This is a genomic window from Ruegeria sp. CL6 (assembly GCF_056536465.1).
In genome coordinates this window covers 370,192-391,472 of the sequence record NZ_JBQFPR010000003.1, presented here as the reverse complement: position 1 = coordinate 391,472, position 21,281 = coordinate 370,192, and the positions used below count along the sequence as shown (strand labels likewise).

General features: G+C 53.4%; 19 protein-coding genes and 3 pseudogenes. 16 read left to right on the top strand and 6 right to left on the bottom strand.

All coding sequences use genetic code 11. The features are described 5' to 3' along the window. Positions 1–126: 126 nt before the first annotated feature. From ACR0LH_RS11490 to ACR0LH_RS11480, 3 genes are all read right to left on the bottom strand, one after another. The gene (locus ACR0LH_RS11490) at positions 127–1,869 is read right to left on the bottom strand and encodes a DCC1-like thiol-disulfide oxidoreductase family protein (RefSeq protein ID WP_480721045.1); all 1,743 of its coding nucleotides are present in this window, start codon (positions 1,867–1,869) and stop codon (positions 127–129) included. Further along, entirely contained in the window at positions 1,866–2,831 is a 966-nt protein-coding gene (locus tag ACR0LH_RS11485) for a sterol desaturase family protein (RefSeq protein WP_480721044.1), read from the bottom strand. The genes ACR0LH_RS11490 and ACR0LH_RS11485 overlap by 4 nt, the downstream gene beginning before the upstream one ends. Before the next feature lie 1,066 nt (positions 2,832–3,897). Further along, a complete protein-coding gene (locus tag ACR0LH_RS11480) occupies positions 3,898–4,509 on the bottom strand; it encodes a TetR/AcrR family transcriptional regulator (RefSeq protein WP_170668968.1) in 612 nt (203 codons plus the stop codon). A 114-nt stretch (positions 4,510–4,623) separates the two neighbouring features. On the opposite strand from ACR0LH_RS11480, the gene ACR0LH_RS11475 reads away from it, so the two are divergent. The 5 genes and pseudogenes from ACR0LH_RS11475 to ACR0LH_RS11455 all read left to right on the top strand — a co-directional run. Next, complete coding sequence (locus tag ACR0LH_RS11475; protein ID WP_480721043.1) at positions 4,624–6,177, top strand: phospholipase D-like domain-containing protein; 1,554 nt, start codon at positions 4,624–4,626, stop codon at positions 6,175–6,177. A 198-nt stretch (positions 6,178–6,375) separates the two neighbouring features. Then, entirely contained in the window at positions 6,376–6,624 is a 249-nt protein-coding gene (locus tag ACR0LH_RS11470) for a hypothetical protein (RefSeq protein WP_170668966.1), read from the top strand. Between the two features lie 332 nt (positions 6,625–6,956). Then, positions 6,957–7,319, top strand: a pseudogene (locus ACR0LH_RS11465) (IS5 family transposase); the annotation flags it as partial. A 4-nt stretch (positions 7,320–7,323) separates the two neighbouring features. Continuing rightward, the gene (locus tag ACR0LH_RS11460) at positions 7,324–7,713 is read left to right on the top strand and encodes an IS5 family transposase (RefSeq protein WP_480721042.1); all 390 of its coding nucleotides are present in this window, start codon (positions 7,324–7,326) and stop codon (positions 7,711–7,713) included. An 8-nt stretch (positions 7,714–7,721) separates the two neighbouring features. After that, a pseudogene (locus ACR0LH_RS11455) lies at positions 7,722–7,895 on the top strand (3-hydroxyisobutyrate dehydrogenase); the annotation flags it as partial. 36 nt (positions 7,896–7,931) lie between these two features. Here the strand turns inward: ACR0LH_RS11455 and ACR0LH_RS11450 are convergent. Beyond that, a complete protein-coding gene (locus ACR0LH_RS11450; RefSeq protein ID WP_170618822.1) occupies positions 7,932–8,828 on the bottom strand; it encodes a LysR family transcriptional regulator in 897 nt (298 codons plus the stop codon). 100 nt (positions 8,829–8,928) lie between these two features. On the opposite strand from ACR0LH_RS11450, the gene ACR0LH_RS11445 reads away from it, so the two are divergent. The 4 genes and pseudogenes from ACR0LH_RS11445 to ACR0LH_RS11430 form a co-directional block, all read left to right on the top strand. Then, positions 8,929–10,113 carry a lipid-transfer protein gene (locus ACR0LH_RS11445; RefSeq protein ID WP_170618823.1) on the top strand — a complete coding sequence of 395 codons (1,185 nt, stop codon included), beginning with the start codon at positions 8,929–8,931 and terminating at the stop codon, positions 10,111–10,113. A gap of 32 nt (positions 10,114–10,145) precedes the next feature. Continuing rightward, positions 10,146–11,294 (top strand): acyl-CoA dehydrogenase family protein, encoded by a 1,149-nt coding sequence (locus tag ACR0LH_RS11440; protein WP_480721040.1) that lies wholly within the window; start codon positions 10,146–10,148, stop codon positions 11,292–11,294. A 13-nt stretch (positions 11,295–11,307) separates the two neighbouring features. Further along, a complete protein-coding gene (locus ACR0LH_RS11435) occupies positions 11,308–12,132 on the top strand; it encodes an SDR family NAD(P)-dependent oxidoreductase (RefSeq protein WP_480721039.1) in 825 nt (274 codons plus the stop codon). A gap of 160 nt (positions 12,133–12,292) precedes the next feature. Continuing rightward, positions 12,293–12,446, top strand: a pseudogene (locus tag ACR0LH_RS11430) (IS6 family transposase); the annotation flags it as partial. 548 nt (positions 12,447–12,994) lie between these two features. Here ACR0LH_RS11430 and ACR0LH_RS11425 read toward each other — a convergent pair. Then, entirely contained in the window at positions 12,995–14,293 is a 1,299-nt protein-coding gene (locus ACR0LH_RS11425) for a nucleotide disphospho-sugar-binding domain-containing protein (protein WP_480693330.1), read from the bottom strand. A 4-nt stretch (positions 14,294–14,297) separates the two neighbouring features. After that, a complete protein-coding gene (locus ACR0LH_RS11420) occupies positions 14,298–15,416 on the bottom strand; it encodes a GntR family transcriptional regulator (RefSeq protein ID WP_480721037.1) in 1,119 nt (372 codons plus the stop codon). On the opposite strand from ACR0LH_RS11420, the gene ACR0LH_RS11415 reads away from it, so the two are divergent. The 7 genes from ACR0LH_RS11415 (at position 15,400) to ACR0LH_RS11385 (ending at position 21,257) form a co-directional block, all read left to right on the top strand. Beyond that, positions 15,400–16,470 (top strand): polyamine ABC transporter substrate-binding protein, encoded by a 1,071-nt coding sequence (locus tag ACR0LH_RS11415; protein ID WP_170486029.1) that lies wholly within the window; start codon positions 15,400–15,402, stop codon positions 16,468–16,470. The two genes, ACR0LH_RS11420 and ACR0LH_RS11415, sit on opposite strands and share 17 nt — an antisense overlap. Before the next feature lie 78 nt (positions 16,471–16,548). Further along, positions 16,549–17,403: an ABC transporter permease gene (locus ACR0LH_RS11410; protein ID WP_170463247.1), complete on the top strand. Its 855-nt coding sequence runs from the start codon at positions 16,549–16,551 to the stop codon at positions 17,401–17,403. Then, positions 17,403–18,185: an ABC transporter permease gene (locus tag ACR0LH_RS11405; RefSeq protein WP_170486028.1), complete on the top strand. Its 783-nt coding sequence runs from the start codon at positions 17,403–17,405 to the stop codon at positions 18,183–18,185. Before ACR0LH_RS11410 ends, ACR0LH_RS11405 begins: the two co-directional genes overlap by 1 nt. Then, the gene (locus ACR0LH_RS11400) at positions 18,182–19,243 is read left to right on the top strand and encodes an ABC transporter ATP-binding protein (protein ID WP_170486027.1); all 1,062 of its coding nucleotides are present in this window, start codon (positions 18,182–18,184) and stop codon (positions 19,241–19,243) included. The genes ACR0LH_RS11405 and ACR0LH_RS11400 overlap by 4 nt, the downstream gene beginning before the upstream one ends. A gap of 24 nt (positions 19,244–19,267) precedes the next feature. Continuing rightward, complete coding sequence (locus tag ACR0LH_RS11395) at positions 19,268–20,554, top strand: nucleotide disphospho-sugar-binding domain-containing protein (RefSeq protein WP_170486026.1); 1,287 nt, start codon at positions 19,268–19,270, stop codon at positions 20,552–20,554. Then, a complete protein-coding gene (locus ACR0LH_RS11390) occupies positions 20,551–20,916 on the top strand; it encodes a cupin domain-containing protein (RefSeq protein WP_170463251.1) in 366 nt (121 codons plus the stop codon). The genes ACR0LH_RS11395 and ACR0LH_RS11390 overlap by 4 nt, the downstream gene beginning before the upstream one ends. Continuing rightward, the gene (locus tag ACR0LH_RS11385) at positions 20,913–21,257 is read left to right on the top strand and encodes a cupin domain-containing protein (RefSeq protein WP_010442245.1); all 345 of its coding nucleotides are present in this window, start codon (positions 20,913–20,915) and stop codon (positions 21,255–21,257) included. The genes ACR0LH_RS11390 and ACR0LH_RS11385 overlap by 4 nt, the downstream gene beginning before the upstream one ends. Positions 21,258–21,281: the final 24 nt, after the last annotated feature.

Here is a 21,281-nt window from a genome sequence, read left to right as displayed (position 1 = left end):
GCGGATGATCTCGGGGCTGCTTTTGAACTACTTGAAAGGGCTGTCTTTGTTCATTGGCAGACGCTAGCCAGCGCTTTGTTGCGCCTCAAGCCAATTTCCTCTGACAGAGACCGATCCGAAGCATTACTAGATCGTGCAGTGCTCCGGCGTTTCCAATTGAACCGGCTGGAAGTGGAACCACTTGCGCACCCAGGGATGATGCAGCGTGCCCGCGATCTCATCCGCAAAATCAGCGCGACCGACGTCACGATAGAACGTGCCGTTCAGTTCAAAGCTGACCTGTACCTCCGGATTGTCGTCCATATGTGCCAGCAGGTCATACCAGACCACGGCGAAATTGCGCGCCTGATAGCCTTTCAGCAGACGGCTGTTCTCCGAGCCGGTAATGACCGCGACATCCTCAAGGTATGTAAAGGGTCCGGGCGGGTTTGGGAGAACGAGGTGGTTGCTGATGCCCTGTTCCAAGCGCAGGTTGGCAAACATGTTTATCGATTGCGCGGTCTTGAGGCCCATATAAGGCATGATCGCACTGAGAAAGTATAGCGACGTGGCGAAGGCGCCGATTGCGATGGCGGAGCGTCCGGGCCGATCACGGGTTTCGCCCGGCACATGTCCGCCATAGCGCAGGATCAGATAGCACAGCGGCAGCACCAAGGGCATAAGGTATATGTTCGCCAGCGTGAAGTTGTACTGGGACATTGCCATGGCGCCGCCGGCAATCAACATCACAAAGACACCCAGATAAAGTGGCCGCTTGGCGTTCCGGCGTATCAGCATCATTTCAGGCGATGCGTTGATCCGGTCGAGTTGGCTGGCGCTCAGGAACAGCACGTGCAGGGAGATTGTCAGCGTTGTGAATGCAAGATAGGCCGCATAGTTGCTCAGGCCCAAAAGCAAGTGAAAGACTATGCCGCAAACCAGGCCGATGTAGCGGGTGCGCGTAAAGATAAGCGCAAGCATGATCGCCCCTTCAACAACGAAGGTTCCATAGATCGCGAGAATGTCTATCGCCCGACCCTGAATTGCGTGCAGCGGCCACGGCATTTCAGCCCATAAAGCCATCGCGCAGGAGGTCTCGGGGTTCAAAAAATCCGTGTTGATCTTGTGAAATATGCCGAAGACGTACATCACGAGTAGTCCGCCGCATCCGGCCAATCGGAAGTTGGCGAATATATCCGACGCCGGTTGGGACCGAATGGCCGCCACCGCAAAGGAAAGCCAGTAGCCAACGACAACGATATTGCGCAGGATCGTGTGATTGGACTGGGCCGGCGCTTGCACGATGGCGCTGATCAGGCTCGCCAGCATCAATAGTGCTAGCGCGCGCGCCGACTTCGGGCGCGCCAGCACAAAAATAGCAGCCGCAAATACGGCGATCAGATCAGATTGTGGCGGAAAGCGACCGTAGGCAAAGGCGTAGTTGAAGACGTGGAAAAGCGAAAACAAGGCAAAGATTGACGCGAAAAGCGTTTGCCGCGCGGCAACATGCGCACCGGGCTCGCTTAGGCCTTGCTGTCCCATAGAAAAAAGCGTGATCCAGCGCCCAGTGCGCAGGACCGGGTAAGTTATCGCCGCCACCATCGGATTCGAGAAAATTGCGCCGTTCAGCTTGTTGAACCAATTGACCGGTGTCGACATCAACGCAAGCTGATTTGTCGCTTCTCCGCCGCAGTAGCGGCGGCCTCCGATCTCGACCACCATCCCCTGATCCAGATCGAACCCCTGAACCTGCAATTCGCGGCGCATCTCGGCGTGTTCACGCAGGTCGATCAGGCGCAGGTGACCGACGGCTTCTTTCAGCCGAAGCATTGTGACATAGCGGGCACAAAAGGGGCATTCGCCGTCGTAGTAGACGTCGACCGTGCTCATGTGTCCGTGTCCCGCGATGGGTGAATGGATGTGCCGCGGGTGATGTCTTCCCAGACTTCGACGAAGGGGCCGATAAGGGCATCGTAAAGCGTCGGATGCTTTTGCGGAATTTTGTTCCCGTCTCCGTCCGCGAGGCCGAAGTCTAATTCTTCATAGCCGTCTGGAACATAGAGCGTCCCGAAGATCCAGTCCCAGATGGCGAATACCTCGCCGTAGTTCTTGTCGTGATGTTTGAGGTCGCTGGAATGATGGATCTGGTGCTGGGCCGGGCTGATCAGGATATGTTCCATGACGCGACCGTAACTCAGCCAGATGTGGCTGTGCCTGATGTTTGCCCCGAAGAACACATAAGCATTGAAGGCCAGTGCACCCGCATAGATGATCCAGTTATCGATCCGTCCGACGAGGCCCCAAAGCACGAGCGCCGAGACAAGGCCGACGAGAACTGAAATGATGATAGCCTGCACAGCGTAATAGCAAGGATGGGCGCGCATGAAGGTGAGCGGTGTCATCACCTCCGCGGAATGGTGCACGGCGTGAAATGGCCACAGACACCGCGTTTCATGGTGCAGGTAGTGGTTGAAGAACCGGCCCAGATCCTGCGCCAGAAACAAGAGCAGGGCGGCAACTGCCCCCTTAATCCATCCGGTATCCGTATCTGCCGGGCCGCCAAGCCATTGAAGAATTTCAATCGTGACGAATGGCGTGAAGATCAAAGCGGAAATCGCGCCGGTGGCCAGAAAGAAGGTATTGAAAACGGCAACTTTGAGGTCCACGAGCGTGGATGGATGGATGTAAAGCTCACGCGGCAGCGCAAAGCGCAAGAACCGGTCCGGTTTGCCGCGGATAAGCCAGACAATGTAAACGATGACCAACGTCGACGCGACGTAGATCGGGGAGAAGAGGTATTTTACGGCAAACGAATCGCTCAGTTGATCCAGGATGCCTGACAGGATTTCCATTTCGCCTTCCCACTTTTTTACCAGAATATTCGCCTTCCCACTTTTTTACCAGAATAGCGAAAAAAATTGGCGCGGCCTTGGCCCGTTCGCGTTGTTATTGAGGCAAATTTTGGGAACGACTGATCTACGCGATCGGCTGCGCCGAGATCGCGGCTTGAACGCTTCGGGAACTGTGGCGCGAATCCTTGGTGGCCAGTCCTCGCGGTTATGGGCCACCTTCGTGCCGGTTCGGCCGATCGCGGACAGACTTGTCCTCGCGCCAGCAGGCCCGAGGCAGCAGCAGAGTACCCCCGACCAAAGCGGAACAATCTGCCATCACTGACGCGTGGGCCAACAAGTAGCTCCGTCACGCACCATGAACCCCACGCTGCGCGCCTCGTTCATTGAGAACGCCATGCGCAACGACCCGGAGCGCGCGTCCGCCGAATACCTCCCCCACGCACGGACAATTCTAGTCCAAAGCTGTGAGCATGCGCCGTGCCGATCACACGGGCCGTGCTGCATCGTGCTTTGAGACGCGCCGGCAGCATGTTCGATCCATAGGTAAAGTATGCAAAGCTCATCGCTGCTCTCTTGACCCGAGAACGCCAACCATTGATTTTACTTTCAAAGAACTATCCCCCCTTCGACCCGTACTCCTTTGCAAAAGACAAGGCGGAGTCCAAACGATCCGGAGTCGGATTTGGTGGAGCAAGAGCCGAAGCACCAGGCACCAGTGCCCAGCCCTATTCTTCAATAATGATCTCGAGGTGCAGTATTAGCTTTCCTCGAGAACGAGCATCCGTCAGCCCGCGCCCGATTGCCCACTAGGAATGCTGTCCGAGCATCCAAACCTCAAGAATATGTCTTAAGAAATCTCGCGCTGTATCGTCCTTGTGCTGAATATACTCCGCTTGGGTGCGGGCTGCCAACCAGCTAATCATACAAGCTGTGAGGATAGGCAGCTCTGAGCCCAAGTGGACGATTGAAGTTGACGTAAACTGTTTTTCGACCTGCATTGATCAAAGTTTACTAATGGAAGGGAAAGCCTGGCTGTTATTCTCGAAGAGACGACCTCATACATTGGTCATATCTCGTTTTCTTGCATACTCTTTCTAATCCCGGTTACGTAATTCTTCATTAAAGACTCGATATACGACTCCGAGGTTTCATATCGGGATAACTTGTCTGAGGCGTCAAGGGCGGCGATTCCATAGAGGCAAGCCCAAAGAACACGAGCGTCATGAATGGCTTCATCAACATGGCTCTCTGGGTACAATGGGCGAATTGCCGCGACACCAATATCAATAAGATTGAAAATGGCACGATCGTATTTTTCGGGAGTTACCTTTCCCGGTGGCAACTTGTGTTCAAACACTGCGCTCCAAAGGTTGGAGTTTTTCTGAGTAAATTCCAAATAGGACTTCGCTAACTCCGTCAATGCCTTCTCGGGCGAGCCATCCAAGATCACGCCCGACAAATACGTGTGAAGGCTCCGCAATGTGTTGACGTGCAATTCCAGAATTAGATCATCGCGATTTTCAAAAATCAGATAAAGCGTCCCTGATGTGTACCCAATTTCCCTAGCGATACGCCTAATTGTCAGCTTTTCGAGACCTTCGCTCGCAACTAGTTTCGTTGCCGATTTTAAAATCATTTCCCTAAGCTCTGCACGGGTATGGTCTGATCTCCTTGCCACTTAAACCTCTGAAACTGTACAATTAATATCCTCTAAATATTATATATTGATCATTGATTATTTTCAACATATGATAAATAATCAGTGATCAATAAATGTTAAGTGAGTTCAAAGATGTTTGGGGCACTTCGCGTTTTCAAAGTTTTCTTGCTTAGACAAATTGACGGAACGTCGCTCTGCGCAGGGGCGCTCTTCCTAACATTGAGCGCGTGCACCTTGTTCGTTGAAACATCACCAATGGTTTCACGCTCAATGCCCCAAATATCTCCCTACACCCCCGTCAAAAAATCTTTAAACGTTGAGGTGAAAACAAAAACATCCTATGCATTAGTCAAACCGCTCCGAGACGGATTGGAAGCGTTGGGTAACCGTTTGAACGCCATTGATCAGGCTCAAAAAACACTTGATGTTAGCCTGTTCATTCTGCGAGAAGACGATGCCGGTCATCTATTTGTAAGCAAAGTCCTGAATGCGGCTGATCGAGGAGTAAATGTCCGATTGCTCTTCGATGACTTGTTCAATCGACGAACCGCAAATCAGTTCTTTGCGCTAGACAATCACCCCAACATTGAAGTCCGCGTTTTCAATCCATACTCGCGCCTTAGCCCGACGCTATTTTCCTTTATAGTTGACTACGAAAAAAGCCGACGGCGAATGCATAGCCGATTTCAAATCTCTGATAACCTCTACGCAATTATTGGAGGTAGAAATATCGCTGATGAGTACTTCGCAGATAACGGCACTTCCAAGTTCCTTGATTTCGAAATTGGGGTTCGCGGCGAGAAAGTGAAGGCCATTTCTGAAGCATTCGAGCTCTACTGGACCGATAAATGGAGCGAAGACATCTCTAGCCTTCAGTTGCTGCCTCCAATGGTCGGCCTCGATGATCTTCGCGTTACCGCACGCCGAAGGGCAGAAGAAGCGTGGCAAGGAACATATCGGGACCTGCAAAAACCATCTGAAAGACGACCGCTGAAGAACGATGGAATTAGCGCCAAGGTTTCTTTTGTATCGGACGTTCCGGGAAAAATACGTAGGCATAAATTTGAGGGTCGATACCTCGTTTCGCAATCGCACTACGACGAGATCGCTCGAGCGACAGAAAAAGTATTGATTGTCACACCCTACTTCATTCCAACGGACAAGGGCGCCAGTCTTCTGGAGCGGTTGAGCGACAAGGGCATTCGGGTCGAAGTCGTGACCAATTCCTTAGCTTCGACCAACCATGTGTCCGTGCATGGTGGATACTCCCAGTATCGTGCGAGGTTGTTAAAGGCCGGGGTAAAAGTCTTCGAGTTAAAACCATTCAATAGCACAAACTTTGGCAAGGCTGGCCCGATACTTACTCTTCACGGAAAGTACACAGTCATTGACGGTAAAACCACTGTTGTAACGACCATGAACTTTGATCCAATTTCCATTACCGGAAACTTGGAATCCAGCGTTACGGTTCATAGCGCTAGCTTCGCGCGTTTAGTTTTAAGCGACACAAAAAACCTAATTTTAAATGGTTGCTACCGGCTAGCCCTGAACTACAATGGCAACTTGGTTTGGTATGAAGAAACAGGTTTAGGAACAGTTGCGTTTGACGATGAGCCAGGAGCATCAATCGGTCGAAATTTCATCTCCGATTTCGTCGCCGCATTAAAAATCGAAGGCCTGCTCTGAATTCAACTTGATTATCTGCATCGATCGTCAATCAGCGGCGGACCAACAAGTAAACATAAAACACTATTCCATTATAGGAATGGATGACGTGAAACCTTCCAGTGTGGATTTTTACTTTAATATTAAATGTTTGCGGTTCGAGTGATGCTTCATATCCGATCTTTTACTTTAGCAATTACCAGCAAAGGGAGATGAGAAATGCTGAGCAAGACTATTCAAATAACTCTTATCTGTATTGTTGTAACCGCATGCGAGACAAAGGCGCAAAAAGCTGAAACCGCATTCATGCGCGAACAGCTGATTGCATCAGGCCAAAGCACGAAACCGGCCGATGAGCTCCGAGAAAAGCACATAGGTAAAAATCTAGCTATAACTTCAGCAGCAGTACTGACCTCTCCAATCTGGGTCCCACTCGCAATTGTGTCGTGGCCGGCATTGGGGCTTTGAGCTGTTCACGCCGTTATGGTTCAGTTAACGCTGAGTCAGCTTTAGACCGTATGCTGAACAAGCGATACATGTTCAAATTGGCAGCAAAGTCCGCAATGCGGTCGTTCACGCTAGTTGCAGCGAACGGCCGCTTCGAGCCCAAAGCAGTCGGAAGATCTCTGTTGCTTTGGGGTTGATAAGCGGTCATGGCTGTGGGGATGGCTAGTTCAAACAGTTTTACAAGCGTTTCATCGCTAGAATTAAAGATGCACACTATGCGAGTTTTCTAGGGTCAGAACCCATTGATTTCTTCGGGGTTGCGTGTTTCACGGTTCGAAAACCGAGCGGTGAACATGTCTGATCTGTTTTGGCTGACCGACGCCCAGATGGCGCGTCTTGAGCCCTTCTTCCCAAAGTCTCATGGCAAACCCCGCGTCGATGACCGGCGGGTGTTGAGCGGGATAGTCTTCATTAATCGCGATGGTTTGCGCTGGCGCGATGCGCCGAATGAATACGGCCCGCACAAGACGCTCTACAACCGCTGGAAACGTTGGAGCGACAAGGGCATCTTCGCCCGGATGATGGTCGGATTGGCCGCTGAGCACGGCGAAGATAAGACCGTGATGATAGATGCGACCTACCTGAAGGCGCACCGCACAGTGACCAGTTTGGGCGTCAAAAAGGGGGCGTGGGCGCCTGATCGGTCGGACCAAGGGCGGCATGAACACGAAGCTGCACGCTATCTGCGACAGCAAGGGACGCCCACTCAACTTGTTTGTGACGGCTGGGCAGGTCAGCGATTGCATCGGCGCACGGGCATTGTTGAGCAGCCTGCCAGATGTCGAATGGCTGCTTGGGGATCGCGGATATGACGCTGATTGGTTCCGGGAAACGTTGAAAGACAAAGGGATACGCGCGTGCATCCCAGGCCGGAAGCAGCGGAAGAAAGCGGTGAAGTACGACAAGCGTCGCTACAAACGTCGCAATCGGATCGAGATCATGTTCGGAAGGCTGAAAGATTGGCGGCGAGTGGCAACCCGATACGACAGGTGCCCAAAGGTCTTCCTCTCAGCCATCGCACTGGCGGCTACCGTCATCTATTGGCTATGAGTCCTGACCCTAAGGATCTGCGACTTTCGCAACACGCTGCAGAAGCAGCAGTTGCTGATACGCCGTTGGGGCTCGTTGCGACGCAACTCTATGAACAATATGTAGAAAATGAGAAAGGGCTCGGCACTGACTTTTCGGCAATGTTACCGCGCTTTGCCGAAGGCACACGTTCTGGTGGGTGAGAATGGAACACTGATTCCACCGCGCTCGCCGTCCTATCAACCAGTGGGTGGGAAAAGCTCCAGTTTTCCCAGAAATCGCTGCAGAGCCTTGCCCATAGGTTGCGACTTGCGCGTCGCCACCGCCATGGGCAGTGCTCCTCCCATGTCGAAGTCGAGAATGGAAAATCTGCTGGAAAACTCATGACTGTCCGCGAAATTTCCCAACACCACGCCTATTGCGTCGGATTGATCAATCAGGCGTGCGGTAATGGGGTAGGTTTCGATGACATGAACGCGACGCAGCGGGTTTCCACCAAGGAATTCCAAAACGGTGAGAAGTGGAGATACCAGCGGTCCCTGAATGTCGGGAACAATGATTGGAAACATCGCGATATCCTGGGGCAGCAAGTCATTGCGACCAACAAGCGGATGCGTCTTGCGCGCATAAACGAAGGGCCGCATGGGCGGTAACTCCCGACTTACCACTCCCGGTTCGGCATCTAACGCCAGTTTCGGCCCGACGAGTGCGTCAATGTCACCTTGGCGGAACAACATGATTCCGGTTTCGAAATTGCTAGCACGCATGTGCAAGCGTACGTCCGAGTCCGCTAGCAATAGGGCTTCGACGCACCGGTTCATCAGGCCTTCCAACGACCCAGGTGTTACGCCTACGCGCAACAGCAAATCCTTCGTCTTGCGCCCTTCTTTTGCATCCATCGCGAGTTGATCGACATCAGAGAGAATACGCGCAGTGCGATCAACAAAATCACGTCCTGCCGGAGTGGTTACGACTCCGTGGGCCTTGCGATCAAAGAGCGCAAAGCCCAGCTCGCTTTCAATGTCGGCGACGGCTTTTGTCACGGCAGACTGACTGATGTTCAAACCTTTTGCGGCGACCGAGACGGAGCCTGCGCGATCAACAGCCACGACGTATGAGAGTTTTGTGAAGTTCATTGGGTATTCCAAAAACAGATAAACACTGAGAATATTCTATTTGTAATATGATCAGAATTCTAGGAAAACACGCGCGAGAAAAAATATGCGGAGTCGGAACATGACGGCACGAAACATAGTCGCAGGCGTTGGCATGACAAAGTTCGCCAAGCCGGGTCAGTCTGAAACCTATGATGTGATGGCTGCCGCTGCCATAAGGCAAGCCCTGGATGATGCTGGGCTGACTTACAGTGACATCCGTCAGGCCTATGCCGGTTACGTTTATGGCGACAGCACGTGCGGTCAGAAAGCACTCTATAACGTCGGCATGACAGGCATCCCAGTCATAAACGTGAACAACAATTGTTCGACGGGATCGACAGCGTTGTTTCTCGCTCGGCAAGCGATTGAACATGGCATTGCGGAATGTGTTCTTGCCGTTGGTTTTGAACAGATGAAGCCCGGCGCCTTGGGGAGTGTGTTTACAGACCGACCCAGCCCGTTTGACGATTTTGACGAAGCCTGTGACATACTCGTGGGTAATGGGGATATCCCACTGGCTCTGAGGTACTTTGGTGGAGCTGGGAAATCCCATATGGAGAAGTATGGAACCACGTTGACAGACTTCGCGCGGATCAGGGCTAAGGCCAGTCGTCACGCCTCGCGCAATCCGCTGGCGTTGTTTGACAAAGAGGTAAGTCCTCAAGAGGTCCTTGACGCCCCGGTCGTGTGGAACGGTGTCATGACCCGGCTGATGGCTTGCCCGCCCACCTGTGGCGCAGCTGCAGCGATCCTTTGCAGTTCTGACTTCGCCAAACAGCATGACATAGACGCCCACGTTTCAATCGCTGCGCAGGCGATGACAACAGACACTCCGTCAACCTTTGAGGCAGAGGACATGATGCAGGTGGTGGGGTACGATATGACAGTATCGGCCGCGTCTCAGGTTTATGAAGCTGCGGGCATCGGCGCGGAAGATGTCGATGTGGTTGAGCTGCATGATTGCTTTGCTCAAAACGAACTCGTCACTTATGAGGCCTTGGGGCTTTGCCCCGAGGGAGACGCCCAGAAGTTTATTGCCGACGAAGACAATACCTATGGCGGCAAATATGTGACGAACCCTTCCGGTGGCCTATTGTCCAAGGGCCATCCGCTGGGCGCGACAGGTTTGGCACAATGCTATGAGCTGACCCACCAGTTGCGCGGGACCGCCGATAAGCGTCAGGTCGAAAACGCGCGCCTCGCGCTCCAGCACAATCTCGGTATTGGCGGTGCGTGCGTCGTCACGCTTTACCAGGCAGCTTAACGCACAAAAAACCATCAACGAGGATAGTTCAAATGACCACACATCCCTGGATGAACGAAGACCATTGCGCGTTCGCAGGCAGCGTTGAGAGGTTTTTCGCTGAAGAGTTTGAACCCAACCGCGAACAATGGGCAGAAGATGGTTTGGTGCCACGATCTTTCTGGAAGAAGGCTGGAGAACTGGGCATCCTCGGCGCAACGATCCCGGAAGAGTATGGCGGATTGGGGCTTACCCAGCACTTTGACGTTGTAAGTTATCTGGAACAGTCCAAGGCGGGTGACAGTGGCTGGGGGCTGTCCGTACACAACATCGCGACACATTACATTCTGGCGTTTGGCACCGAAGATCAAAAACACCGTTGGCTGCCCAAGCTGGCAACCGGAGATTACGTTGCTGCTATTGCCATGACAGAGCCAGGTACCGGCTCGGACCTACAGGCAGTGAAAACAACGGCGATCCAGGATGGGAACGAATACGTCATTAACGGTTCCAAGACATTCATTACGAATGGGTCGAGCGCCGATCTCCTGCTTCTTGTCGCCAAAACCGATGCGAAAGCAAAGGCCAAGGGCGTGTCCCTTCTGGTCGTCGAAACAGCTGAGTTGGAAGGTTACAGTGTTGGTCGCAAGCTGAAGAAGCTGGGTATGAAGCGTAACGACACTGCGGAGCTGAACTTCGAAGATGTGCGTGTGCCACGCTCGGCGCTTCTGGGCAAAGAGGAAGGCAACGGCTTTTACCAATTGATGCAGCAATTGCCGTGGGAGCGGCTGCTGCTGGGTTACATGGCTCTGGGTGCATCTCAGTGCGCATTGAAGGCCACCCTTGAATTTGTGCGTGAGCGGAAAGCGTTCGGTAAACGAATTATGGATTTCCAGAACTCGCGCTTCAAACTGGCCGAGGCGGCGACGAAGATCGAATTGCTCGCGGCTTACTTGGATAAATGTCTGGTAGAGCTCGAAGCCGGAAACCTGACAGCAGAAAGCGCCGCTATGGCAAAATGGTGGGGAACTCAAATCCAGTGTGAAATTGTTGATGAATGCCTTCAACTGCACGGAGGCTACGGGTACATGAGCGAATACCTCATTTCAGAGCTTTACGCTGACGCGCGCGTGCAAAAGATCTACGGCGGCACAAACGAGATCATGAAAGAACTCATCGCACGATCTCTCGACATCGACTAAATCGGAATAACACATGAAAAAACTTGACAACAAAACGGCTTACGTCACAGGGGCGGGCCGGGGGATCGGACGTGCGGTTGCTTTGAAACTGGCGTCCGAGGGTGCAAATGTAATCGTCAACGATCTTGACATGGCCCCGGCAACAAAGGTTGTGGCAGAAATCCAAGACCTTGGTCAGAAAGCAATTTCTGTCTCAGGAAGTGTTGTGGAAGAGGGGTTCGCGGAACGCTTCATAAATGCAGGCGTAGACGCGTTTGGTGGCCTGGACATCATTGTTAACAATGCAGGCTACACTTGGGACGGCTTCGCGGCCAAAATGACAGATGATCAGTTCGATGCGATGCTCGATGTGCACGTAAAAGCACCTTTTCGCATCTTGCGGGCAGCTGCGCCTCATATCCGTGGCTATGCAGAAAAAGAAAACTTAGAAAACCGCGAAGTGTTTCGCAAAATTGTCAACATCTCTTCCATCGCCGGGCTGGGTGGCAATGCTGGCCAGGCCAATTATGCTTCTGGCAAGTCGGCTGTGCTAGGTCTCACCAAAACGTTGGCGAAGGAATGGGGGCGAATGAAAGTCAACGTGAATTGCGTGGCTTTCGGTTACATTGCGACGCGGCTCACCGAAGCCACTGAAGAGAAAAAGTCGATCGAAGTTGATGGCAACAAGGTAGGCATTGGCATTCCACCTAAAAGTGCGGACGCATTCAGCGCAATGGTTCCTCTGGGGCGCGCTGGTACGCCTGAGGAAGCCGCGGACGGTGTGTACCTCTTCTGTTGCCCTGAATCGAACTATGTGTCGGGCCAAACACTCGTGGTCGGTGGTGGTCTAGTGCTGTAACGGCTTTGAAGTGGCACTACGAAGAAGTCGAACCGTCCGGCGCGATGCCGATATGAGTCAGGTTCTGTCTTTAGACATGCAACCCAGTGAGCGGGCTTCTAGTGGTCTTGTCAGAAGTACTTTGCTTGAGCGGGGCAGGGGTGTTGCGTAGCTTTTGCCCATGACCAATCCTGCCTCTTTCAAGTATTTCAAAACCAGCCCCGAGATCATCCGCCTTGCGGTGATGTTGTACATCCGCTTCCCGCTCTCGCTTCGGAATGTCGAAGATTTGTTGCACGAGCGAGGCATCTACGTGAGTCACGAGGCTGTCCGATATTGGTGGAACAGGTTTGGCCCGGTGTTTGCATCAGAGATCCGAAGAAAGCGTGTTCAGCAACTTCGTGCATACTCGAAATGGAAGTGGCACGTCGACGAGGTCTTTGTGAAGGTGAACGGCAAGGATGAACGCGTGTCCATCCAGTCCCCCAAAATCGAAGCCGGGCACGTCCGGCTGCCTGTTTCGGCGTCATGGAAAGAGGCCTTCATCACCGAAGTCGCGGCTTTCCCGAACGGCAAACACGATGATTAGGTCGATAGTATGTCATAGGCGCTTTTTGCACTCGATCGGAAGCTGCACGAACTGCGCCACTGTTCCCGTTACAAAGGTAAATTGGGGCGGGTTCTGTGATAACGGCAAATGTCGTTGTAGGAATTGGAAAGCTATCAACAAATGACCGCTTTCTGTCGCGAGGCAGCCATTGACGCACACCGCAGCGAAGGTCCGCTCAGAGCCCAAACCGACACGTTAGGTTCAGTGATTTAGAGGTCATTGCGATGCACCCTTCCATCCTTCATGACAAAACGGATGATCGACGGGAATAACCTAGATTCGGTTAGGATTTACACAATCCAGAATTTTCTGAGCAGCTAACTGAACCGACTTTCTCAACTGCATGATCTCTGAGTTCGCAGCCAGCCGGGCCTTCATCTCCGCGTCCCCAAGGAGTTGGTTAATCGAATTATCCAACTGATCCGGTGTCCAATCCCATCGATTTACCCTGAGTCCGACACTGGTCTCAACTGCCCGCTGGGCGTTATCGTGTCCGTCCCAGCAATAGGGAAGGATCAGCGACGGGACCCCGAAATACAGCGCTTCGCAAAAGCTGTTGTTGCCGCCGTGGTGAATAAACAGATCGCATTGTTCAACCACGGAAGGCTGCGGGAACCATTCCTGCAGATGAACATTGTCTGGGACTCTGGAATAGGCATCGATTTGGGCCCCGACATTGACTAGAAACCTCATGTCCATTGTCTTGAATACGTCGAACAGGCTCTCAAAGAATGGGACATCCATGGCGCCCAGACTGCCAAAACTCACGTACACCAGAGGCCCGTCGTTTCGGGGCATTTGAGGTACACGGTAAGGACCTTCCTGGCGAACGCAGCCTTCGAGAAAGGTGAATTGTCCAGAGTCCAGCACCTGATCACGATCATGGCGAATGATAGATGGCGCTAAAAGAAGGTTTTGATGCGGTGATGTTTCTAGGAACTCACCTTCAGGCAATAGCTCAAGCCCCTTATCCTGGCGAAATTTGTTGTAGCGAGCATGAATTGGGCCAAGGGTCTCCAGGTACTGGTCTCGAAATGCCGCACACCCGGCAGCGTCAGATGCCGGCAGACCGGACAGGTACGGCGGTAGGCAGTTGTCTGGCAACTCGGTTTCCGCGCAAGAAATAACCCTGACCCATGGGCACTCGGATCGTACGATGGCCGGGAACATGATGACGTTGTCGAGGACGACGACATCTGGGTTGATCCGCTCTAGCGCCGTTTCCAACCCCTGTTCGACCGATTCCGCTGTCTCGACGATTGCGTTCCAAACGGGCTCTACATAGGTGGTTAGTTGGTCAGTTGGATGCATGTTAAAATGCGGCAGATGATGGCTCAGGAATTCCTGCCAGTAGGTCTGGGTTTCCTCTTCTGTCAACTCTGACTGAACAGGGACGGCGAACTCGTCAAAACCGTAATCTGCGAATACGCCACCAAAGCCACCGTGGGTGAGGAAAACGGGGTGTGCACCCATTGCGCGAAGTTCCTGAGCGATCCCCACACAATTCAGTGCAGCCCCAAAACTAGCTTCGGGGAAAAACGCGATTACGGGTGCTTCCTTGCGGTTCATCATTCACTCACCGGATTGACCCGCGGGTTGCTTGGACTAGCGCCGGAGCACCACGATTGGCGACGCTGGGCCTTTGGTGCATTGAAAGCCGCAAGTGCACCCTCATCTGATCCGCCGCAAGATCGAAATGATCCTGTTCGATGAAATCAAGGATACGCAGATGTTCATCGAGCGCCTGCCTCATCCGAAAGTCGATCATACCGAATGATCCGCCTGGCAGGTGGCGCAACCCATGATGGGCCATGAGAGCAGAAGCTAGATACTGGTTTCCGGACGATCGAGCGATGAGCTTGTGAAAGGCAAGATCCGCGTCTTGGAAATCCTGGCTATTGAAAGAGTTTTCCGACTGCGCCAGAAGCGCTTCGGTCTGGCTGCGGACCAGATCGGCGCGCTTGGTGTCCAACTTGAAACCGTCGGACAGAATGGCCTGCGGTTCCAGTATCAGACGAAATTCGTAGCTCTCTATTCGTCCGGAGCGGTCTCCCGGCATGCGCGTAAAAACCCAGGATTGACCTTCGGCTTTCTGAATCACGCCTTGGGCCAGGAGGGCTTCGAGCGCACGCTGTGCAGCGCTGCGGGAAACCGAATATCTGCGGATCAGGTCTGTGACATTGATGGCACCGTCCAGGCGTCGGGCGCCGCGATCTCGTAGGATGGCACCAGCGAGATCCACGCCTGCTCTGACCGCATGCTGGTTGAGTATCGAATGCCCCTTTTCGGGTTCGCATTCTAGGACAAACCCGCCTTCTGCCGCTTTGCGTGCCATCCCCTCCTTTTCCAGCAGCCTCAATGCGGATCTAACCGGAGTGCGAGAGACGCTGCACGAATCAGCAAGGGTTTTTTCCACCAGTCTGTCGCCCTGATGCAAATCGAGATCCATCGCAACATCCAGTATTTTTTGAGCAAGTTTCAAGTATTTGCTTGGTGGCATAAGAAGACGGCTTTCGTCACACTCAGTTAATATACAATAAAAACGGTATCTTAAATGGCTTTTCCGGGCCACACAAAAATGATTCAAAAAATTGTTGAGTTTTATTTCATCAAAAAATACCGTGACTGCATTATATATCTCGCCCCAGAAGCGAGCGCGGATGTCAAGGGAGGAAGACATGACCAACAAGTTCACCAATTCGTTCCGTTTGCCATTTGCTTGGCTCACCGCCGGGGCGACCTGCGCACTCAGCGTATTCGCCGGAGCGGCCCAAGCAGAAAAAATCGTGATCTCGAACTGGGACGGCTACATGCCGCCGGACCTGCTGGAGAATTTCACCAAGGAAACCGGTATCGAGGCCGAGCTCTCGGTGCATGGCACTAACGAAGAAATCATGGGCAAGGTCGTAGCCGGTGGAGGAAAGGGCTACGACGTTCTTTTCGTCTCGTCGCCTTTTGCCGAGGCGTTAAACAACCTGGGGCTGGTGGCTGCAATCGACCACGACAAGGTTCCGAATGCCTCTAACCTGTATGGCGAAGCTAAAGAACTAGCCCATGATCCGGGCAACAACTATTCAATGCCATACGCTTGGGGCACGACGGGCTTATGCTACCGGTCAGACCTGATGCCAGAGCCAACTTCGTGGAACGATCTGCTCAAACCCTCTGACGACCTTAAAGGCAAAGTGACAATGCTCTCGACGGATCGCTGGCTGATGGGGGCTGCTGCGCTAGCCCTCGGAAAGTCGCTGAACGATACGTCGGATGAGACGTTGGCGGCTGCAAAGGACCTGCTGGTTGCGGCGAAGCAGGATCTGCTGGCCTACGACGACGCAACTTTTTATCTGAAGTTGGTATCGGGCGAGGCAACGATGGTTCACGCCTGGGATGGCTGGTGCAACTACGGCATCGGTGAAAACGCGGACATCAAGTACACGATACCATCAGAAGGATCGGATCTGTGGGTAGATGCGCTAGTCATCGCGGATGCATCTGAAAACAAAGATGCGGCGCATGCCTTTGTGAACTATGTCTTGGGCGCGGACGTCGGTGTCTGGGTTGCCAGCAATATCCTTTACAAAACGCCGAACAAGGCTGCAATGGAGGCGCTGGACCCCTCCTTGATCGAAACCTTCCCGAACATGGGAATGTCGCCTGCAGACCTTACCAAGTATGAGCAGTTGCGCGATCTCGGCAATGGCCAGAAACCCTTTGCACGGACCGTGACCGAAATCATGGCCGCACAGTAAGTGATCAAACCCTGAGCAAAACCCGACCCGAACAAAGGGTCGGGCCTGTACGACATCACTCCACAGATTGCCAAGAATATGACCAATCGACTGAAATCGGTGATCTTGCTGGGGCCGGGCTTGGGCTGGCTTGCGCTTCTTATGGTGGTGCCGTGTGGTCTTATTTTTACCTATGCGTTTTTTGAACGCGGTATCTATGGCGGCATCGACCACGTCTTTACATTTGAAAATTTTGTGCGGGCCGCCGATCCTCTTTACCTTGGGATCTTCTTACGCTCGGCTAAGATCGCATTTCTAGCCACGATAATCGCGATCCTGATCGCCTATCCGGCGGCCTATGCCATCACGCTGGCGCCGCGCCGTTGGCAGACCGGTTTACTGATCTTGGTGATCCTGCCGTTCTGGTCCAACTACCTAATCCGCACTTACGCCTGGATCGTGATGCTTAACCGCGAGGGCTTGATCAATAATACTCTCCAGGGGGCAGGCTTGATCGATGAGCCGCTGTCTCTGCTTTATAACAATTTCGCGGTGATCGTTGGGCTTGTCTACAACTACACCCCCTTTGTGGTTCTGGCGATCTATTCGTCGCTGAACCGCATAAATGTCGAAACCATAGAAGCCTCGGAAGATCTTGGAGCGCCCGCTTGGACCACTTTCTACCGGGTGATACTGCCACAGACCGTTCCCGGCATTGCGGCAGGTGGTGTCTTTGTTTTTGTATTGTCGATCGGCAATTTCATTACGCCCGATTTGCTTGGTGGCGGGCGACTTCAGATGGTTGGAAACCTGATCTATGACCAGTTCCTGAGCGCCCGCGACTGGCCGTTCGGAGCAACGCTGTCGATGTTCCTGATTGCGATTATGATGGGGCTTTTGTTCGCACAGGCGGTATTGGCCAATCGCGCAGCGGGACAGAGAGGGCAGGACTGATGCGGGACCGATCCAACATGGGCCTGAAGCTGCACCTGGTTTTGTTTTACACCTTTCTCTATGTGCCGATCCTTGTGCTCATGGCGTTAAGCTTTAACCGGGCCGGACTTCCAACTGTATGGACCGGGTTTTCGTTGGAATGGTACGGCAAGTTGTTTACCGCGGATCCAATACTGTCGGCGGCGCGCAACACGCTAATCGTGGCCTTAATCTCGACCGTTCTGGCGACAATAATCGGCACGCTTTTGGCGGTCGGTGTCGAGACACGGCGTAATTCTTCAGTTCTAGACGCGGTTCTGTTCGCACCGATGATCATCCCCGACATAGTTCTGGCCATCGCGCTCTTGTCCTTTTTCACCCTACTCAACATGACGCTGGGGCTTCATTCGATCATCCTCAGCCATGTCGTTTTTAACATAGCCTTTGTTGTCGCCGTGGTGCGTACGCGGATGCGCAATTTCGACCATTCGATACTTGAGGCCAGCGCCGACCTTGGGGCCAGCGAATTTACCACCTTTCGCCGCATCCTGCTGCCCGCCATCGCGCCGGGGGTTATCGCCGGGGCGCTGTTGTCTTTCACCCTGTCTGTGGACGAATTCATTATTGCCTTCTTTACCGCCGGTGCTGGGCAATCCTCGACCACGTTGCCGATGCAGATTTACGCAATGATCCGATTTGGCGTCACGCCGGAAATCAATGCGATGGCTACCATCGTCATGTTCGTTTCGTTCACGCTGGTCTTCTTCGCGCAGCGTGCCGACAAAGAGGTTTTCAGCCGATGAGCCAAGGGATTCAACTCAGGAATATAACAAAGCGATACGGTTTGGTGACCGCGATCGACAATGTTTCACTGGATATTCGCGATAACGAGTTCTTTGCACTTTTGGGCCCATCGGGCTGCGGCAAGACCACACTATTGCGGACGCTGGCAGGATTCGAAACGCCACAGGAAGGACAGGTAATCGTTGCCGGGCAGGACGTGACAAACATACGTCCCAGCAGGCGGCCCCTGAACCTGATGTTCCAATCCTATGCCTTGTTTCCGCACATGAGCGTCGAAAAAAACATCGCCTATGGGTTAGAAATGGAGAAATTACCCATGGACGAAATTGCCACGCGAGTGGCCGAGGTTCTGGAAAGTGCGAAACTTTCGGGATTTGCCGGGCGCAAGCCGGATAAGCTTTCTGGTGGGCAGCGACAGCGGGTTGCTTTGGCGCGCGCGCTGGTCAAAAGGCCAAAAGTCCTGTTGCTGGATGAGCCCCTTTCAGCTCTGGACAAGAAACTACGAGAAGAGATGCAGCTGGAGCTCAAACGGTTGCAGCACGAGGTGGGGATTACATTTCTAATTGTGACCCATGACCAGGAAGAGGCCCTAGTCATGGCCGACCGGATCGCGGTCTTGCATGATGGCAAGCTGGCGCAGGTCGGTACTCCTCACGAGCTCTACGAACACCCCGGATCGCGCTTTGTTGCAGATTTTATCGGCGTGATGAACTTTCTGGATGGTAACGCCGTCGACGGCGGTGTCGATGTCGACGGGGCGGGAATGCTGAGGGGCGTTTCCGAGCTGCGCGGTGCTGCAACGATCGCTGTGCGCCCGGAACGGGTCAGCCTGATGCAGACCGCCCCTCAAGATGGACGCAACTGCCTTCCCGGCACTGTTGAAGAAGTCGCCTATCACGGGTCAGACCTGGGTGTGCATGTACGCGTTTGCGGCGGGAGGAGCACCCTTTCCGCCCGCGTTCCCGCCAGCCAAGCCGACCGTGAAAATATCCAGCCGGGTCAGGATGTCCACTGCGTATGGGACGCGAAACATTCCCGCATCCTTCCCAACTGCTAAGCCAAATCTAACCGGAGACCTACAATGTCACAGAAAACCATCGCCTTCTTCCCCGAAGCTGCCTTTGGCCCTGCGCTGAATTCGGTTGGCATCGCGCAGGCCTGCGAGAAACTGGGCCATAAGGCTGTATTTCTAAGCGATCCCGGCTTTGTCGAGGTATATGAAGGTTATGGGTTTGAGGCGCATCCTGTTGCCCTGTCCGAGCCGATGGAACCCGAGGCGATGGCAAAGTTCTGGGAGGATTTCATCAACGGTCACATCCCAAATTTTCGCAAAGCCCCGATCGACCAGATCGATAACTACGTCAAGGATTGCTGGGAGGCGATCGTCGACAGCGCAAAATGGGCGCAAAAAGATCTGCCCGAGGTATTGGCAAAAATCAAACCAGATATGATCTGCGTGGATAATGTCATTATGTTCCCAGCCATCAAGCAGTTCGGCGTACCGTGGGTGCGGATCATCTCATGTTCCGAAAACGAAATCCCGGACCCGATTGTGCCGCCGCACTTATCGGGCTGCCGGGTGGATGACCGCGAGGGCATGGAGGCCTATGAGGCAAAGTTCCACGATGTGATCAAGCCGATCCACGACGACTACAATGCGTTCCTAGCCAGATGCAACGAAGACGCCTATCCGATTGGAGAGTTTTTCGAAGCGTCGCCCACAATGAACCTTCTGCTTTATCCCGAGCCGGCAAAGTACGAACGGCAGAACCCACTGGACCCAAACCGGTTTCAGTATCTTGAAGGTTGCGTGCGCGAAGAAGAACCCTTTGAGGTGCCAACGTTTAAGTCCAACAATGACAAACCACTTCTCTATGTATCTTTCGGGTCGCTTGGCGCAGGCGACACCGACCTGCTAAAGAGGATCATTTCGACCATTTCCAGGTTGCCCTACCGGGCGCTCGTAAATGTCGGGGATTACATTGACGAATACACAGACATTCCCGACAACGTGCACATACAGAGCTGGTATCCCCAGCCTTCGGTAATTCCGCAGGTTGACGCGGTGATACATCATGGCGGTAACAACTCGTTCACAGAGTGCCTATATTTCGGCAAAGCAGCAATCATTATGCCCTATGTCTGGGACGGCCACGATAACGCCACCCGTGTTCAGGAAACCGGCCACGGGTTCGGGTTTCACCGATACGACTGGACCGATGATGAATTGGCTATTGCCCTCGACAAATGTATCAACGATCCAGGAATGCAGGCGAAGATGGCGGCAACCTCTGCTCACATGCAGTCACGGCATGGCCCGACCAAGGCAGCTGGCATTCTCGACGAAATCCTGAAAGCCGCGGAATGAGCAGCGCCCCGCATCTTTCGGAAATCTCGACCCGCACCGACCTCACGGACTGGGGGCTACAGCCGGACATGATTGAAGGCCAGTCGCATTCATCGGGTATGCTGGTTCACAAGGGTCCTGACAACCGGCCGGAGATCGGCGCATGGGTCTGTACTCCAGGCCGCTGGCGCCTAACGATACCGCGTGACGAGTTCTGCTATTTTGTGCAAGGCCGCGCGGTCTATCGGTCGGATGCAGGCGAAAGCATCGAAGTTACGCCCGGAACGGCCGTACTATTCCTCGCCGGTTGGGTAGGGGAATGCACTGTCGAGGAAACATTGCGCAACACCTACTACCTAACGGATCGCGAACCTGAAACATGACCACGCCACGTATGCAAAACCCGCTCCAGCAGACTGATCTTGTCGATTGGGGGGTAATCCCGACGATGATTGAAGGGCAATCCCGCACCTCGGGAAAGTTGATCCACAAGGGGCCTGACGGCCAGTCAGAATGCGGCCTTTGGGTCTGCACTCCCGGTAAGTGGGAATGTCACGTCACCAAGGACGAGTTCTGCCACTTTCTGGAAGGCCGCTGTACCTATGTCCATGAAAGCGGCGAGGTAATTGAGATTACGCCCGATACGGCGGCCTTTTTTCCGCAGGACTGGAAAGGCGTTTGCACTGTCCACGAGACGGTCAAGAAAGTGTACATGATCCGCTAACGGCTCAATGCCTGTCAAATAAGG